This window comes from Kitasatospora sp. NPDC036755 (assembly GCF_040636595.1).
Taxonomy (GTDB): Bacteria; Actinomycetota; Actinomycetes; order Streptomycetales; family Streptomycetaceae; genus Kitasatospora.
Genome location: NZ_JBEZUT010000018.1, coordinates 33,107 through 49,297, shown reverse-complemented (window position 1 = coordinate 49,297; position 16,191 = coordinate 33,107). Strand labels below are relative to the sequence as shown.

The 16,191-nt window shown below is 74.0% G+C and carries 15 protein-coding genes; 3 read left to right on the top strand and 12 right to left on the bottom strand.

Annotation, left to right across the window (positions count from 1 at the left end; translation table 11 throughout):
• Positions 1-199 precede the first annotated feature (199 nt).
• The 4 genes from AB0E96_RS04825 to AB0E96_RS04810 all read right to left on the bottom strand — a co-directional run bounded on the left by AB0E96_RS04825 (position 200) and on the right by AB0E96_RS04810 (position 4,854).
• Positions 200-919 (bottom strand): GNAT family protein, encoded by a 720-nt coding sequence (locus tag AB0E96_RS04825; RefSeq protein WP_359818515.1) that lies wholly within the window; start codon positions 917-919, stop codon positions 200-202.
• Positions 920-1,002: 83 nt separating this feature from the next.
• Positions 1,003-1,686: a nitroreductase family protein gene (locus tag AB0E96_RS04820; RefSeq protein WP_359818512.1), complete on the bottom strand. Its 684-nt coding sequence runs from the start codon at positions 1,684-1,686 to the stop codon at positions 1,003-1,005.
• A gap of 153 nt (positions 1,687-1,839) precedes the next feature.
• On the bottom strand, positions 1,840-3,477 hold the full coding sequence (locus AB0E96_RS04815; RefSeq protein WP_359818509.1) for an ABC-F family ATP-binding cassette domain-containing protein: 1,638 nt from the start codon (positions 3,475-3,477) through the stop codon (positions 1,840-1,842).
• 150 nt (positions 3,478-3,627) lie between these two features.
• Positions 3,628-4,854 carry a hypothetical protein gene (locus AB0E96_RS04810; protein ID WP_359818507.1) on the bottom strand — a complete coding sequence of 409 codons (1,227 nt, stop codon included), beginning with the start codon at positions 4,852-4,854 and terminating at the stop codon, positions 3,628-3,630.
• Between the two features lie 457 nt (positions 4,855-5,311).
• On the opposite strand from AB0E96_RS04810, the gene AB0E96_RS04805 reads away from it, so the two are divergent.
• Positions 5,312-6,925, top strand: a complete 1,614-nt coding sequence (locus AB0E96_RS04805) for an ABC-F family ATP-binding cassette domain-containing protein (protein WP_359818504.1) — start codon at positions 5,312-5,314, stop codon at positions 6,923-6,925.
• A gap of 3 nt (positions 6,926-6,928) precedes the next feature.
• Here the strand turns inward: AB0E96_RS04805 and AB0E96_RS04800 are convergent, their stop codons facing one another.
• On the bottom strand, positions 6,929-8,455 hold the full coding sequence (locus AB0E96_RS04800; protein ID WP_359818501.1) for a S41 family peptidase: 1,527 nt from the start codon (positions 8,453-8,455) through the stop codon (positions 6,929-6,931).
• Between the two features lie 264 nt (positions 8,456-8,719).
• Between AB0E96_RS04800 and AB0E96_RS04795 the strand changes: the two genes are divergently transcribed.
• Entirely contained in the window at positions 8,720-8,932 is a 213-nt protein-coding gene (locus AB0E96_RS04795) for a hypothetical protein (protein ID WP_224280451.1), read from the top strand.
• Positions 8,929-9,318, top strand: coding sequence for a toxin Doc (locus tag AB0E96_RS04790; protein WP_359818498.1), 390 nt, complete (start codon positions 8,929-8,931; stop codon positions 9,316-9,318). The genes AB0E96_RS04795 and AB0E96_RS04790 overlap by 4 nt, the downstream gene beginning before the upstream one ends.
• Before the next feature lie 162 nt (positions 9,319-9,480).
• Here AB0E96_RS04790 and AB0E96_RS04785 read toward each other — a convergent pair whose 3' ends face one another.
• The 7 genes from AB0E96_RS04785 to AB0E96_RS04755 all read right to left on the bottom strand — a co-directional run bounded on the left by AB0E96_RS04785 (position 9,481) and on the right by AB0E96_RS04755 (position 16,166).
• Positions 9,481-10,131 (bottom strand): Pr6Pr family membrane protein, encoded by a 651-nt coding sequence (locus AB0E96_RS04785; RefSeq protein WP_359818495.1) that lies wholly within the window; start codon positions 10,129-10,131, stop codon positions 9,481-9,483.
• 195 nt (positions 10,132-10,326) lie between these two features.
• On the bottom strand, positions 10,327-10,983 hold the full coding sequence (locus AB0E96_RS04780) for a response regulator transcription factor (RefSeq protein WP_359818520.1): 657 nt from the start codon (positions 10,981-10,983) through the stop codon (positions 10,327-10,329).
• Positions 10,984-11,144: 161 nt separating this feature from the next.
• Positions 11,145-12,434 (bottom strand): histidine kinase, encoded by a 1,290-nt coding sequence (locus AB0E96_RS04775; protein WP_359818492.1) that lies wholly within the window; start codon positions 12,432-12,434, stop codon positions 11,145-11,147.
• A complete protein-coding gene (locus AB0E96_RS04770; RefSeq protein WP_359818490.1) occupies positions 12,431-13,405 on the bottom strand; it encodes a hypothetical protein in 975 nt (324 codons plus the stop codon). Before AB0E96_RS04770 ends, AB0E96_RS04775 begins: the two co-directional genes overlap by 4 nt.
• A gap of 82 nt (positions 13,406-13,487) precedes the next feature.
• On the bottom strand, positions 13,488-14,063 hold the full coding sequence (locus AB0E96_RS04765) for a GNAT family N-acetyltransferase (RefSeq protein ID WP_359818487.1): 576 nt from the start codon (positions 14,061-14,063) through the stop codon (positions 13,488-13,490).
• A gap of 89 nt (positions 14,064-14,152) precedes the next feature.
• The gene (locus AB0E96_RS04760; RefSeq protein WP_359818484.1) at positions 14,153-15,151 is read right to left on the bottom strand and encodes a hypothetical protein; all 999 of its coding nucleotides are present in this window, start codon (positions 15,149-15,151) and stop codon (positions 14,153-14,155) included.
• Between the two features lie 55 nt (positions 15,152-15,206).
• On the bottom strand, positions 15,207-16,166 hold the full coding sequence (locus tag AB0E96_RS04755) for a hypothetical protein (RefSeq protein WP_359818481.1): 960 nt from the start codon (positions 16,164-16,166) through the stop codon (positions 15,207-15,209).
• Between the last annotated feature and the right edge of the window lie 25 nt (positions 16,167-16,191).

Sequence of the window (16,191 nt, the reverse complement as noted above, 5' to 3'; positions counted from 1 at the left end):
GGGGACCAGCGGACAGGCACTGCGGCGAACCACGCAGCCGCAGGACACTCGGCGGACGGCACGACGGACGGAACCACCACCGACGGCGGCGGGGCCCCGGGCCTCGGGGTGGCCCGGACCGCACCGGGCCTCACCGGGTCGCGCGACGATCCGGACCGCACCGGGCCGCACCACAGCGTTGCCGCCCTGCCGCGGCGGCTCAGCGCTCCATCACCCACACCAGCTGCCGTCCGGTCTCGCCCGGGGCGCGGACGGCGACGTCGGCGATCCGGTCCAGCCGGTACCCGAGCTTGCGCGGGACGGCAGCACTGGCCCCGTTCGCCCGGTCGCAGCGGATCTCCACCCGGGCGATCCCGGGCAGCGCCAGCGCGGCCTCGGTCAGCGCCCCGGCCGCGGCGGTGGCGATGCCGCGGCCGACGTGCCCGGCGGCGACCCAGTACCCGATCTCCAGCGCGCCCGGCCCGATCCGCCCGTGCAGGCCGAAGGCGCCGATCACGCCGCCGGGTTCGGCGTCCAGGCCGGCCAGGTAGATGAAGTCGGTGCCGGCCTCCCAGGCGGCCGCGCCGGCTCTGGTCAGCTCCGCGGTCTGGGCCCGGGAGGGGGCCTCGGCCGCCCACTCCATCCAGGGTCGCAGGTGGTCCAGGTTGGCGTGGACGGCCTGGTTCAGCGCCGCCGTGTGGGTGCTGCGGCGCCGGCGCAGCCAGAGGCCGCCGGGCAGCCGCAGCCGTTCCGGCGGCCGACCGGCGGTCACCTCCGTCACGGGGGCCGCGGCGGTCTCCGGCCCCCGTGACGCGGCTGCTTCCGGTACCCGGCCGACGGTCGCTTCCGGCACCGGGGACGCGGCCGCTTCCGCCGCCCGGGCGGCGGTCGCCCCCGCGGCCGGGGGCAGGCCGCAGGAGCGTGGCTGTGCTTGGCTCATGACGGCGATTATGTCCTTGGCCGGGACCTGTCACCATCGGTTATCCCCCCGGTGGCGGGCGCGCCCGGCCGCACCCCGGCGCGTCAGAGCCGGACCATCACCTCGTCGAGCTCCTTGCGCCGCAGATCCGGCACGCGCGCCCCCTCGGCCGGGTAGCCGACCGGGATCACGTACGCCGCCCGCTCCTCCGCCGGGCGGTCGCACACCTCGTTGAGGAACTTCATCGGGCTCGGGGTGTGGGTGAGCGTGGCCAGGCCGGCCTGGTGCAGCGTGGACAGCAGCAGTCCGACCGCGATCCCCACCGACTCCTTGGTGTAGTACGGGCGCGGCGACTCGGGGCCCTTGTGCACCTCGAACACCACGATCACGGCCGGCGCGTCCTCCAGGAACGGCTTGCGCCAGTCGGTGCCGATCGGGGCGAGCGCGGCCAGCCACTCCTCCGAGGCCCGGTGGTCGTAGAACTCGCGCTCCTCGGCCTCGGCCGCCTCGCGCAGCCGCCGCTTGCGCTCCGGATCGGTGATCACCACGAACCGCCAGGGCTGCACGTGCGCGCCGCTGGGCGCGGTGCTCGCGGTCCGGACCGCCCATTCGACCACCCCGTCCGGGATCGGGCGGGTGGAGTAGTCGCGGACGGTCCGGCGCTGGGCCATCACGTCGTGGAAGGACCTGCTGCGGGCCTCGGCCTCGTGGGCGGGCACCGTCATGGGGATGAGCGGGACGGTCGGGTGGGACGTCCCCGCCACGGCGCTGTCTGTGCTGTCAACCATGGCGGACAGCACAGCACATGACGGCCCCTCCGGGAAGAGGTCCAGACCGATAGGTAGAGACCAATCCGGAAAGACCGCCACCTCCGGAAAGACCGCCGCCTCCGGAAAGGCCGCCCCTTCCGGAAGGCCGCCGCTTCCGGAAGGCGCCCGGTGCTACAGCTCGTGCACCCGACCGTCCCGGACCTCGATCCGCCGGTTCACCGACACCGTGTCCAGCATCCGCCGGTCGTGGGTCACCAGCAGCAGGGTGCCGGTGTACGAGCCGAGCGCGGACTCCAGCTGCTCGATCGCGGGCAGGTCCAGGTGGTTGGTGGGCTCGTCCAGCACCAGCAGGTTGACCCCGCGGGCCTGCAGCAGCGCCAGCGCGGCCCGGGTGCGCTCGCCGGGGGAGAGGGTGCCGGCCGGACGCAGCACGTGCACCGCCTTGAGGCCGAACTTGGCCAGCAGGGTGCGCACGTCCTCCGGCGAGAGCTCCGGCACCGCGGCCGAGAAGGCCTCCAGCAGCGGCTCCCCGCCCAGGAACAGGCCGCGCGCCTGGTCGACCTCGCCGACCACCACGCCGGAGCCCAGCGAGGCGCTGCCGCCGTCGAGTTCGAGCCGGCCGAGCAGGGCGGCCAGCAGCGTGGACTTGCCCGCGCCGTTGGCGCCGGTGATGGCGACCCGGTCCGCCCAGTCGATCTGCAGGTCCACCGGCCCGAAGGCGAAGTCGCCGCGCCGGGCGACGGCCGCGCGCAGGGTGGCGACCACCGAGCCGGAACGCGGCGCGGTGGCGATCTCCATCCGCAGCTCCCACTCCTTGCGGGGCTCCTCGACCACGTCCAGCCGCTCGATCATCCGCTGGGTCTGCCGAGCCTTGGAGGCCTGCTTCTCGGTGGACTCCGCGCGGGTGGCGCGGGCCTTCTTGTCGTTGTCGCCGCCCTTGCGGCGGGCGTTGCGGACGCCGTGCTCCATCCAGTTGCGCTGCATCTGCGCCCGGGACTCCAGCGAGGCCTTGGTGTCTGCGTACTCCTCGTACTCCTCGCGGGCGTGCCGGCGGGCCACCGCCCGCTCCTCCAGGTACGCCTCGTAACCGCCGCCGTACAGGTTGACCTGCTGCTGGTGCAGGTCCAGCTCCAGCACCTTGGTCACGGTGCGGGCCAGGAACTCGCGGTCGTGGCTGATCAGCACGGTGCCGGCGCGCAGGCCCTTGACGAAGGCCTCCAGCCGCTCCAGGCCGTCCAGGTCGAGGTCGTTGGTGGGCTCGTCCAGCAGGAACACGTCGTAGCGGGAGAGCAACAGCGAGGCCAGGCCCGCGCGGGCGGCCTGGCCGCCGGAGAGCGCGGTCATCGGCAGGTCGAGGGAGACCTTCAGCCCGAGCGAGTCGGCGACCTCCTCGGCGCGCTCCTCCAGGTCGGCGCCGCCGAGGTCCAGCCAGCGGTCCAGGCTCGCCGCGTACGCGTCGTCGGCGCCCGGCCGGCCCTCCACCAGGCCCTCGGTGGCCTCGTCCAGCGCGGTCTGCGCGGCCGCCACGCCGGTGCGGCGGGCCAGGAAGTCGCGCACCGACTCGCCCTCGCGCCGCTCGGGCTCCTGCGGCAGGTGGCCGATGTTGGCGCTCGCCGGGCTCAGCCGCAGCGAGCCGCCCTCGGGGGCGTCCAGTCCGGCCAGCAGCCGCAGCAGGGTCGACTTGCCGGCGCCGTTCACGCCGACCAGGCCGATCACGTCGCCGGGGGCGATGACCAGGTCCAGGCCGGAGAAGAGGGTGCGTTCGCCGTGGCCGGCGCTGAGGTCCTTGACTACGAGTGTCGCGCTCATGATGGGGCCGATTGTAGGAGGATCCGGGCGCGCAGCAGAAAAAGGCGGGGGCCGCGGCCGGCTCGGCCACGACCCCCGGATCACCGGGCCCTGATCACCAGGCGCTGATCACTTGGCCCGGATCACTTGGCCCGGATCACCAGGCCTTGATCACTTGGCCTTCTTCGAGAAGTACTCGAACATGTGCTGGGCCACGTCCTCCAGGTACGGCCCGGCCTCGTAGGTGTTCGCGCCGTTGCCGATGGAGGTGTCGCTGACCAGGGCGGGCTTGCCGTCCTTGGTCGCGTACCAGCCGCCGCCGCTGCTGCCGCCGGTCATGTTGCAGCCGATCAGCAGCATCGCCGGGCGGCTCGGGTCGCCGGTCTTCGTGGACGGCTTGCCGCCGTCGCAGTGCTCCAGCTCGACGCCGTCGAAGGGCTTGCCCTCCGGGAAGCCGTAGTTGCTGACGGCACCGACCTGGTCACGCGGGGCGTTGAACCAGAGCGGGACGGACCCGCCGACGGTCTCCTCCAGCGACTTGCCGCCCGGGTTCGGGTTGGCGACCTTGACGATGCCGAAGTCGTACTGGCTCCACGGGCCGCCCTTCTCCGGGTCGGCCTCGGCGGCCCACTGCGGCGAGACCATGCCGGAGGTGGCGGTCCACTCGCCGTACGGCTCGGCGTCCTCCAGTTTGGCCTGCTTGTTGCCGTTGCTCAGCACGCCGTTGCTGTTGAAGGCCGGGGCGAAGGTGGTGTCGGTGTAGTACTTGTTGCCCTTGCCGCCGTGCAGGCAGTGGCTGGCGGTCCACACCAGGTTGCTCTTGCCCGGGTTGGCAGGGTCGGAGACGACGGTGCCGGAGCACACGTAGTCCTCGTTGCCGTCCTTGAAGAAGATCTTGCCGTTGACGTGCATGTTCTTCGGGAACGGGTGCGCCACCGGCTTGGCCGGGACCATCGCGGGCAGCTGGTCCGCGCCGCCGCCGGGCTGGGCCGCGGTGGGCTTGGCGCTCGGCGCGGCGCTGGTGGGCGCGCTGGTGGCCGGCGCGGCGCCGGTGGGCTGTGCGGGCGGCTGGGTCGCGTCGGGCGCGGGCTGCGGCAGCGGCTTCGGCTTGGCCTCCAGCAGCTTCTGCAGCGTCCAGTAGCCCTTGACCGCCGGAGTGATGACGTTGGCCTGGGCCCACTTGTCCCAGTCCTCCAGCTTCCAGGTCTTCAGCTCGTCGAGCGTCGGAAGCTTGATCGGAGCCGCGCCCGGCGTACCGGAGGCGCCGGCCGTGGTGCCGGGAGCCGCGGTCACGGCCGGGTCGGCGTTGTCGGGCCCGCACGCGGTGGCGACCACCATGGTCAGCGCGGCGACGGAGGCGCCCAGGACGGCACGGCCCGGCCGGGATATCGGTGACATGAGTTCAAATCCCCCTGTTGACTACCGCCACGCGGCCCGTCCCCGGGTGCGGCCCCACTCGGCCGCAGGCATGGCAGGGGAGGAGTCTGCCATGCGGTCGGGGAACTCCCGAATTCCGTGCGGGGCCCGGGTGGGGCCGTCACCGGATCGGCACGCGACGGGCACCGGGCCTCCGCCCGGTAAATCGGTTGCACCCCTGTTTCGGGCTGCCTACCGTGGTCCGAGTCATCAGCCAGACAAGGAGAAGGCCGTTGCTCTACTGAGGTCCCGGGACACCGCCCCCGCCGCGCAGGCCCTGCTGCCGTCGCGCGGTGCGCGAGTGTGCGACCTCAGTCACGGCCCGTGGCGCCCCTCTGCGTGACGCCACCCCTTCCTCCTAGGCCGTCCCCGGTTCCGCACCCGCGGTGTCTCCCCGTGTTGCTCACCACCCCTTCGGCAACCACCCCGGGAGGCCTGTATGGCACACCAACCCACCACCACCGCCGTCCTCTGCACCGAGCTCTCGTTCGAGTGGCCCGACGGCAAGCCCGTCCTGGACGGCTTCCAGCTCGCCGTCGGCACCGGCCGCACCGGCCTGATCGGGCTCAACGGCGCGGGCAAGTCCACGCTCCTGCGGCTGATCGCGGGCGAGCTCACGCCCACCGCCGGCACCGTCCGGATCGACGGCGAACTCGGCTACCTGCCACAGGGCTTGACACTCGACACCACCCTCCGGGTGGACGAGGCGCTCGGCATCCGCGCCGCCCGCGAGGCCCTGCACGCCATCGAGTCCGGCGACACCGACCAGCGCCACTTCGACGCGATCGGCGACGACTGGGACGTCGAGGAGCGCGCCCGCGCCACCCTCGACCGGCTCGGCCTGCGCCGCCTCGGCCTCGACCGCACCACCGGCGAACTCTCCGGCGGCGAGGCGGTGCTGCTGCGGCTGGCCGCCCTGCTGATGGCCCGCCCCGACGTCCTGCTGCTCGACGAACCCACCAACAACCTCGACCGGGCCGCCCGCGAGCGGCTCTACGAGACGGTGGCAGGCTGGACGGGCGTCCTGCTGGTCGTCAGCCACGACCGCGAGCTGCTCCGGCACGTCGACCAGATCGCCGACCTCCGGGACGGCGAAGTCACCTGGTACGGCGGCAACTTCGAGGACTACGAACGCACCCTCGCGGCCCAGCAGGAGACGGCCGAGCGAATGCTGCGCAACGCCGAGGCCGACGTCCAGCGCCAGAAGCGGGACCTGGCCGAGGCCCGGGTCCGGCTGGACCGCAGCGCCGCGTACGGCAAGAAGCGCTCCGTCACCCGCAACGACCCGCACATCTTCGCGGGGATGCTCAAACGCAAGGGCCAGGAGACGGCCGGCCGTCTCCAGGGCATGCACACCGAGCGCCTGGAGGAGGCGAAGGCACGGCTCAGCGCGGCCGAGGAGGCGGTGCGCGACGACGCCGAGATCCGGATCGACCTGCCGCGCACCGCCGTGCCGGCCGGCCGCACCGTGCTCACCCTGGACAAGGTCCGGCTGCCCCACGGCACCACCGCCGACCTCGACCTGCGTGGGCCCGAGCGGATCGCCCTGGTCGGCCGCAACGGCGCCGGCAAGACCACCCTGCTGCGCACCATCGCGGGCGAACTGGCCCCGCTGGGAGGAGAGGTCATCACCCCGGTGCCGCTGCGGCACCTCCCGCAGCGGCTCGACCTGCTGGACGACGAGCGCTCCGTCGTGGAGAACGTCAAGCTGTTCGCCCCCGCCGCCGGGGACAACGCGGTCCGCGCCCGGCTCGCCCGCTTCCTGTTCCGCGGCGCCCGGGCCGACCAGCCCGCCGCCACCCTCTCCGGTGGCGAGCGGTTCCGGGCCACGCTGGCCGCCCTGCTGCTGGCCGACCCGCCGCCGCAGCTGCTGCTGCTCGACGAGCCGACCAACAACCTGGACCTCGCCAGCGTCCGCCAGCTTACCCAGGCACTGGCCGCCTACCGGGGCGCGCTGATCGTGGCCAGCCACGACCTGCCGTTCCTGCGCGGCCTGGGCCTCACCCGGTGGCTGGAGCTGGACGGTGACCTGCGGGCGGTGGAGCCGATGTGACGCCTACCGCTGCTGATCCTCGGCACTCTGGTCGCCCTGGTCGCCCTGGGTGTCCTGGGTGTCCTGATCACCTTGGCCGTCCTGGCCGTCCTGGCCGTCCCGGCCGCCCCGGGCGTCCTCGGTGAGCATCCGGCGGGCCGTGCTCAGGGCCGAGTCCCTGAGCGCGGCCAGCTCGTCGGGGGTGAACACCGAGGTGTGGACGTTCGGCGGGATGCCCGGTCCGTCGAAGGTGCCGCCGTCGCGCCTGAGGTACTTCTCGTTCGGCAGGACGACCAGGAAGTCCGGCGAGAGCGTCTTGACCAGGATGTCGGAGAAGACGCCCTGGGTGTTCTCGCCGACCCGGAGCACCCTGGGGGAGCGGCCCATCATGGCCTGGGTGAACGTCTCCGCCGCGCTGGCGGAGATCGAGGAGGTGAGCAACGCCACCGGGCCGTTGAACCGCGCGCCCGCCGAGGGCCGCACGGTCACCGGGTCGGGCCGGGTGAACTTCGTCGGGTCGGCCGGGTCGTTGCGCGCCACCTTCCGGTAGGCGACGTAGGGGCGGTCGGTCAGCCGGGCGGCGACGTGCAGCGCGAGCGCGTCCGAGCCGCCGCCGTTCAGCCGCACGTCGACGACCAGGCCGGTGGGCCGCCGGGGCCCGGCCAGCGCGGCGTCCAGCACCCGGTCCAGTTCGTCGACCTGGCTCTGGAAGTCGCCGTCGGTGAGGTCGTTGAAGCTGCTCACCCGGAGGTAGCCGAGGCCGCCGGGGAGCCGCCCCGCGCCGAGCCGGCCGCCGGCGAAGAGCTGCTCCGGGCCGGTGAGCTGGGCCTCCGAGGCCTGTCGGGCCCGCGCGATCAGCTCCTTGGTCGGAGTCGTCGACCCGGGCCGTTGCCCCTCGAAGACGTCCTCGAGCCGCCCGTCGACGACCCGGACCAGCCCGGTGTGCGCGTCGCCGAGCGGGCGGAGCATGTCCACGAGGACGGTCTGCAACTGGTCGGCGGTCGTCGTCGGGGTGATCGTGGGCCGCTTCTCGTCGCGGACGGCGTGCCAGTCGATGCCCTTGGCCGCGAAGAAGGGGTAGTGCTCCTCGAAGTTCTCCCAGAACCGGTCGAAGACCGCGAGCGGGTCGTTCGGCGCCGGCTGGGCGCACGACGGCGGAAGGGCGTTCAGCCGGGTGACCGTCTTGCTGCCGACCCCGCCCTCCTCGCGTTCGACGGCCCGGTCGCGGCCCTTGGGGGTGAGCGTCAGGCCGAGGTTCTCCACGGCGTAGCGCGTGGTGCCGTCCGGGCCGGGCGCCCCGCTCTGCGTCCCCGTGATCCACCCCGGTACGCAGCTGTGCGCCGTCACGTCGTACGTGGTGAGCCGGCCCCCGGAGACGGCGATCACCATGCCGTAGCCCTCCGTCCGCCAGATCCCCTCCAGTGGGTTCGCCCGTCCCCCCGCGGCGGCGGCCGCTCCCTCGGCCGCGGCCGCCCCCGGCGCCGCCAGCCCCACCGCCGTGGCGAGCGCGACGGCCGCGGCCGCCGCCCTGCCCGTGTTCCTGCGTGTCATCTCCGGCCTCCGCCGAATCCCCGGTCTCCCCCGCGGAACCCCTCCGCCACCGCTCCCTGCCGACGCTACGACCGGTCCCGCCCCGGCGCGTCAGCCCAGGCGGCGCACCCGGTTCCTCCCCCGGGCCGACCCGCGTCCTCCTCGGGGGCCATGCGAGCCGGGGTGGAACGGCCCCCGGCGGTCTCGACAAACACCGCTTTGACTGCGGGTGGGAATCCGCCGTCCGCGTCCCCAACTTCCCCTGGCTCCAGTACCATCGGCGGCATGCCTGCGCTCAACATCGAGTACACGGAGCACGAACTCGCGGCGATCCGTGAGGCCGCCGCGGCCGACGGCAAGACCGTGAAGGCGTACGTCCACGACCTGAGCGTGCGGGAGCAGCAGCGAAGGGTCTTCGTGGACCACGCGGTGGCGTTCTGGAAGGCGCACCGGGCCGAGTTCGACGCCGCGTTCCCCGAGGACGCCCCCGCCGCGTGAAGGACGGGGGAGCGGCACCGCTCCACGTCGACCTGCGCTGGCTGCTCGACGTCCAGGAGCTGGCCTCCCCGGAGGACCTCGGCGTGCGGGACTACTCGGCGCTCCAGGCCGCCGTCGCCCGCCACCGGGTGAACACCGCCCAGCTCGGCCACGACGCGGACCCGGCCTGGTGCGCGGCCACCCTGATGCACACCATCGTGCTGCTGCGCCCGCTGCCGGTGCGCAACAACCTCTACGCCTGCGTGACGACGGCCGCGTACATGCACGCGGCCGGTGAGGGGATCGATCCGCCCTACGGGGCGCTGGTGGAACTGGCCCGCGACATGACGGAGGCCCGGGCGGACGTGTACGCGGCGGCCGACCGGATCCGCGCCTGGCGGATCTGAGGCCGGCCGCCGCGAGTCGTCCGCCGCGGGCCGTGTACTGCGGGGCCCTGTACTGGGGGCCCTGTCCTGCGGGGCCCTGTACTGCGGGGCCGTGTGGTGCGGGGCCGGCCGCCGGCAGTCGTGCCTGCCGGGCGGTCGTGCCGCCGATTCGTCGCTACCGCGTCACGCCTGCCGCGCCGGTCGCAGCCTGTCGGCGATCCGCGTCCCGAGCCGGTCCAGTCCGACGACGAGTGCCGCGAGCACCACGAACTCGACGGTCAGCAGGGCGATCTGGCCCCAGACGTAGCCGTAGCCCTTGGTGGTCGGGTCGAAGAAGAAGTAGGGGTAGGGCATCGGGTAGTCGTCGAACAGGGCGTTGCGGGTGAGCACGATCGCCGCGTAGCCGAGCGGGAAGGCCAGCCAGAGCGGTACGTCCTTCCAGGCCGCGGCGTTGCGCGACTTGAGCACCAGCCAGTCGACGATCACCATCACCGGCGTCACGTAGTGCAGGAAGAACGACGACCAGTGCGCCAGCTTGTCCGGCCCGCTGACCAGCCCGGGCAGCGGGTTGGCACCGTGCTCGAGCAGGATGTGCGAGACCAGCCCGGTGATCAGGATGTACAGCGTGGCGGCGCCGCGCAGCCGGGGCGCGGGCGCGTCCACGGTGTCGCGCTTGAGCATCCAGTACACGGCGCCGACGAAGTAGCCGAACACGATCACGTTGCTCTGCACGGTGAAGTAGACCAGCGGCGCGGTCCCGAGGATCAGGCCGAGGCCCGCCGAGAGCACGATGCCCATGCGCCACCAGAGCGCGGGTCGGGTCCGGACTGTCATGCGGCCACCAGTTCGTTCCAGGCGATACCGGGAGGTATCGGGCGTTGAAGGGGAAACCCGCACTCTACTCGCTGGGGGCCGGTCGGACGGAATCCGTGTGCGCTGCCCCGGGCCGACGGTGGCGGTGCCTGCGCGTGGTCGGTGGCGGTGCCTGCGGCCCGTCGGTGGTGGCGCCCGCGGGGAGCTGTGCCGGTGTCAGCCTGGCAGGACGAAGCCCGACTCGTAGGCCGCGATGACCGCCTGGGTGCGGTCCCGCGCGCCCAACTTGGCCAGCACGCTGCCGACATGCGTCTTCACCGTCTCCTGGCTGACCACCAGCTGCCGGGCGATCTCGCCGTTGTTGAGTCCGGTCGCCATCAGCCGCAGCACCTGCCCCTCCCGCTCGGTCAGCCGCCCGATCGGCCCGCGGTCCGCCTCGGACTCCCGCCGCCGGTCCGCGCCGTGGCGCAGCGCCAGGTCGCGGACGGCCGCCGGGAACAGCAGCGAGTCGCCGCGCGCCACCAGCCGCACCGCCTGCACCATCTCCTCCGCCCGGGCCCGCTTCAGCAGGAACCCGGCGGCGCCCGCGCGCAGCGCGTCGTAGACGTGGTCGTCGTGCTCGAAGGTGGTGACCACCAGGATGCGCGGCGGCGGGGTCATGCCGTTGACCAGTTGCTCGGTGGCCCGGATGCCGTCGATGCCGGGCATCCGGACATCCATCAGCACCACGTCCGGGCGCAGTTCGCGCACCAGCGGGACGACCTCGGCGCCGTCGGCGGCCTCGCCGACCACGGTGAGGTCCGGTTCGCTGTCGATCACCACCCGCAGGCCCAGGCGGACCAGCCGTTCGTCGTCCGCGACCACCACCCGGATGCCGTCGCCGCCCCCGGTCCCGCCCCCGGTTCCGCCCCTGGTCCCGCTCTGTTCCACGCCCTGCTCCACGCTGTGCTCCACGCCCTGCTCCCCGCTTCGGCCCGTGCCCCGGTTCGTGCCCTCGTCCCGGGCTAGGCCCGCGTTCCGCCCCGTGCCCTGGTTCACGTCGTTCCTCCCGTCACCGGCAGCCAGACGGCCAGCCGCCACGTCGTTCCGTCCTCGCCCGGCCCCGCCGTGCTGCCGCCGCGCAGGGCCGCCACCCGCTCCCCGATCCCGCGCAGCCCGCGCCCGCCGCCGGGGCGGCTCGGCCGGGCGGCCCCGAGCGGGTTGGTCAGTTCGATCTCCAGTCGGCCGTCGGCCAGCCCGACCCGGAGCCCGGCCCGCGCGGGCCCGGCGTGGCGCAGCACATTGGTCAGCCCCTCCTGCACGATCCGGTACGCCTCCCGGGAGACCGCCGGGGGCAGGCCGGACAGCCCGGGCGCCAGCTCGGCATCCACCGCCACCCCGGCGCGCCCGAGCTGGCGCAGCAGGTCGTCCAGTCCGGAGAGGGTCGGTCCGGCCGGTCCCGCGGCCCCCGGGTCCTCCTCACGCAACAGCCCGAGCACGGCGTCGAGTTCGGCGACGGCCGACCGGGCGGTCTCCTCGATCGCGGCCAGCGCCTCGGCGGCGAAGTCCGGGTCCTTGCGCAGCACCCTGGCGGCGGCCGAAGCCTGGATGCCGACGGCGCTGAGCGCGTGCCCGACCGAGTCGTGCAACTCGCGGGCCAGCCGGTTGCGCTGGGCGAGCACGGTGGCCCGGCGCTCGGCGGCCGCCACCCGCTCCTCCGGGGTCGGGCCGAGCAGGGCGGGCGCCCAGCGGGCGAGCAGCGCGCCGCAGACCGCGTTGGTGCCCAGGATTAGCAGCAGCACGCCGAGGCCGAGGAGCGGGCCGGTGGCCAGCCAGCCGGGAAAGTGCCGCTGCCACATCCGGACGAACTCCTCGGTCCCGGAGAAGCCGCAGAGCAGCACCACCGCGAACGGGGTGCCGGCCAGGGTCATCCCGGCGACGACCCCGCCGAACAGCAGGTGCAGCACGTGCCAGAGCGCGGTGCGCCGGCGGGCCGCCCAGGAGCGGGCCGGCCCGGTGGCCAGGTCCTCCGGCCGGGCCGCCGAGCACAGCGCCCGCGCGGCCGAGCCCTCCAGCCCCCGCACCACCGGTACCAGCGCGGTGACGGCGGCCATCGGCAGCGAGACGAACAACGACAGGACGTACAGCAGCAGTTGGCGAGCGGGTGGCTGGTTCGGGTTGAGCGCCCCGAACAGCACCACCGACAGCATCCAGTACGGCATCAGCAGCGCGCCGCCCAGCACCAGGTGCACCCAGCGCAGCCGGGCCCGCCGCCCGACCACCGCCCCCGCCGCACGCCGCGACCGGCCGCCCGTCCGGGCCCGGTCGTTCACCCCCGTGATCACCCGCGCGACTCTACGGCAGCGGCGCCACGGCGGGCGCCCCACTCGGTCAGCGCCACCGCCCCGACCACCAGCACCAGCACCGCCGCCACCACCTGGGCGGCCTCCACCAGGGGCATCAGCCCGGGCACGGCCGTCCGCGGGTCGGTCACCCGGGTCGCCGTCGCCCCGAGGGCCACCAACTGCCAGCCACCCCAGCCGAACAGCGAGCCCGCCGCCGTCCAGGCCACCAGCAGCGGCCGGATCAGCCGGCGCTCCGGCCGGACCCGGAAGACGAGGAGGAGCAGCGCCGCCACCGCGGCCACCGCCATCACCGCGGCCACCCCGTCCATCACCGCCATGCCCCGGTTGCGCTCCTCCACCATGGCCTGCGGCAGTCCGGCGGTGCCGCCGAGCGCCCAGTGGGCCCGGGCCACCGCGACGCCCGCGGCGAGCAGCGCGGCGACGCAGGCGAGGGCGCGCTGCACCGTCAGCGTGGGGGAGCCGGGCAGGTCGCCGATCCGCTCCCGCAGCAGCCCGGCCCAGCGCCGGCGGGCGTACAGGGCGAAGGCGGTGAGCAGCGCGACGCCTTGAACGGCGAAGCCGCCGTACACGACGAGGAAGACCCAGTCGCCGGGGCCCTTGTCGTCCGGGCCGCCGTCCTCCGGCCCGAGCAGCAGCAGGCTTCCCAGGTACAGCGGCAGCGCGACCAGGATCGTGCCCAGCAGCCCGGTCGCCACCCACATCGGGAACGCCACCAGCCCGGCCGGCGCCCGCCGCCCCCACGGCCGGACGAACGCCAGCGCCAGCGCCACGGCGATCGCGTCCATGCCGACGGTCAGCAGGTTCAGCAGCCACAGCCGGTCCATCTCGCCGGCCTCCGCTCCCACCGGGTGCCCGGTCAGCCAGAGCAGTTTCAGCGTCAGGTACGGCCCGGTCGCCGCGACCGCCGTCCACGCCGCCCCGGTCCGCACCGCGTGCTCGTTGATCCTCATGCCCCCACGGTGCCGCCGGACCCCGCCCCGGGGCCTCCGCCCGCGGTGCGATCCCCCTCCCCCCGGCGGGGGATCTCCGGCCTCAGGCGGGTGTGGCTGCGGGGGTGGTGGCCGACGCGCCGGTCATGGCCATCCGGTGGATCAGCCGGTTCTCCTCGTCCGTGCGGCCGTCCGGGTCGGCGACCAGCCCGAGCCGCCCGGCGAGCCGCCGCGAGGGCAGGTTGTCGGCGTGGATCAGGGCGATCACCGGGACTCCGGGGTAGCGCGGCAGCGCCTCCGCCATCGCCGCCATCGCCGCCTCCGCCGCGTACCCGCGGCCCCAGGCGGACGGCCGGAACCGGTAGTAGAGGTTGAACACCCGCTCCCCGTCCAGGGTGTGCAGGTAGAGCCCGGCGAACCCGATGACCGTCCCCGGATCCTCCCGGGTGGCCACCGTGCAGTACCCCACGCCGTCCCGCACCCAGTCGGCGACGAACCCGTCCAGCATCTCCCGGCTCGCCGCCCGGTCCCGCTGCGGCCCGTACGGGTTGTACCGGTTGGTCTCCGGGTCCCCGTGGATCGCGAACACCGCCTCCACGTCTTCCTCTCGCGGCCGCGACAGCACGAGGCGCTCGGAGACGGCGACGGTCGTGCGGGAGGTGTGGTCGGTGGTGGTCATGGCGCGCCCCCGTGTCCTGAGTAATAGGTCCATCGCAAGATAGGCCATTACTCGCATGGCTGCCCGCCCATTTCCGACCACCCCCGGCCCTACAGGATCGGCTCGCAGCCGATCGCCTCGCCCCCGGCGGTGAGGAACTGCTTCCAGGCCTCGTCGCCGGTCGGGAACAGGCGCCCGAGTTGCCTGACGGTGCCGATCCGGAAGTAGGTGGGTCGACCGTGACAGGTCACCACGATCTCGTCCCGGGGCAGGGAACCCACCCAGCGGGCCCGGCCGAACGCCGGCGAGGTGTCCCTCTCGGCGGCGGGCGGCCGGAGCCGTGACTCGGTGGCGATGACCAGGACGGAGGTGTTCTCGTCCCTGCCCTCCGGCGTGATCGCGCAACTCCACAGCGGATCGGACCCGGCCGACACGACCTCCTTGTACCGCTTGCCCGGCGAGCGGCCGACGGTGACCCCCGGCAGCCCGCAGGCGGCGTCGGTGTCGAGCTCGCGCTCCCCGCCGGCCGGGGCCAGCTCGTGCGGCGCGGGCAGCGGAGCCCTGCCGCAGCCGCGCTGGTCCGCGACGCGGTTGGCCGTCGACACGGCGAGCCGGGCGAGACCCAGGGCATCGGGCGTGGGGCCGTCCGCACGGACCTCGACCCGCAGCCCGTCGGGGCAGTCCGCCGGGAGCAGCGCCCACGCCGACGACCCGTGGACGGCACCGACCGCGCCACCGTTCGCCGAGGCGGTGAACGGCCGCGCACCGGGGTCGACCGGAAAGTGGAAGACGTCCTTGCTCTCGGTGGCGTACACCGAGACGCTCCGGTCGTCGCCGAAGATCCCGCCGTTCACCGTGGCCCTGCACATCGCCGTACCGCGGCTCGCGCTCCCCTCGTACGACGCCGCGCTGACCTTGCCCGACCCGAGCGCGCCGTTCAGCGCGGCCGCGCTCACCATCTCGCCGCACACGCTGTCCGGCCCGAACCTGTTGGTCATGTCGTCCGCCAGCAGCGCCCACCCGCCGATCCCCAGCCCGACCGCCGCCACCCCCGCGACCACGGCCCGCACACGCCGGGTACCGGGCCGGTGATTGTCCTTGATCTCCACGGTGTCCTGTTCGCTGCTCGCTGATCGGTCGGATGGGGGCGCCCCTGCGGGGAGGTCAGAGGATCGGCTCGCAGCCGATCGCCGTGCCGCCGGCGGTGAGGAACTGCTTCCATGTCTCGGCGGTGCCGGGAAACGCTCCTTGGACGGTGATGTCGGAGTCCATCCGGAAGTAGGTCGGCTTGCCCTGGCAGGTAGCCATCACCTCCCGGTCCGTCGCGGGGGAACCTGCCCAACGCGCCCGGCCGAACGCCGGCGAGGCGTCCTTCTCGGACACCGGGCCGCGAACCCGCGGCTCGGTTCCGATGGAGAAGGTATGGGCGACGCGGTCCTGATCCGTGGTGATCCGGCAGACCCACAACGGGTCGAACGCGGAGTTCACAACCTCCTTGTAGCCCTTGCCCACGGCGGTCCCGGACGCGGCGAACCCGGGCAGGCCGCAGACCGATGCGGGGTTCAGCTCGTGGGCCTGCCCGGCCTGTGACAACGCGTGCGGAGCGGGAACCGATGACGTTCCGCAGCCCCTGTCCGCTGCCAGGCCGTTCGCCGCGGCCACGGCGAGCCGGGCGAGTTTCTCGGCGTCGGGGCCGTCGTGGCCGTCCGCGCCGACCTCGACCCGCAGCCCGTTGCCGCACCCCTCGGGAAGAAGCGCCCATGCCCGGCCGTCACGGGCTGCCCCGGACGCGCCGCCGTTCGCCGAGGCCGCGAACAGCCGGTCCTCCGAGTCGGCCAGGTAAGGGCCAAGGTCGTCAGCCTGACGGACTCCCAGGAATACGGACCGGCTGTCACCGAAGACTCCGTAGCTCACCGTCGCTGTGCAGAGCGCTCCGCCACTGGGCGACTGCCAGGCCCCGCCGGTCTTGCTGCCGACAGTGCCGGACCCGAGCGCGTCGGTCAGCGCGGCCGCGCTGACCGCTCCGTCGCACACGCTGTCCGGTCCGAACGCGTTGGTCAGGTTGTTCGCCAGGAACGCCCCGGCTCCGGCCGCGACGGCTGCCACCGCTGCCGCGGCGACCACCGCCCGCACCCGCAGCGGCCAGGTG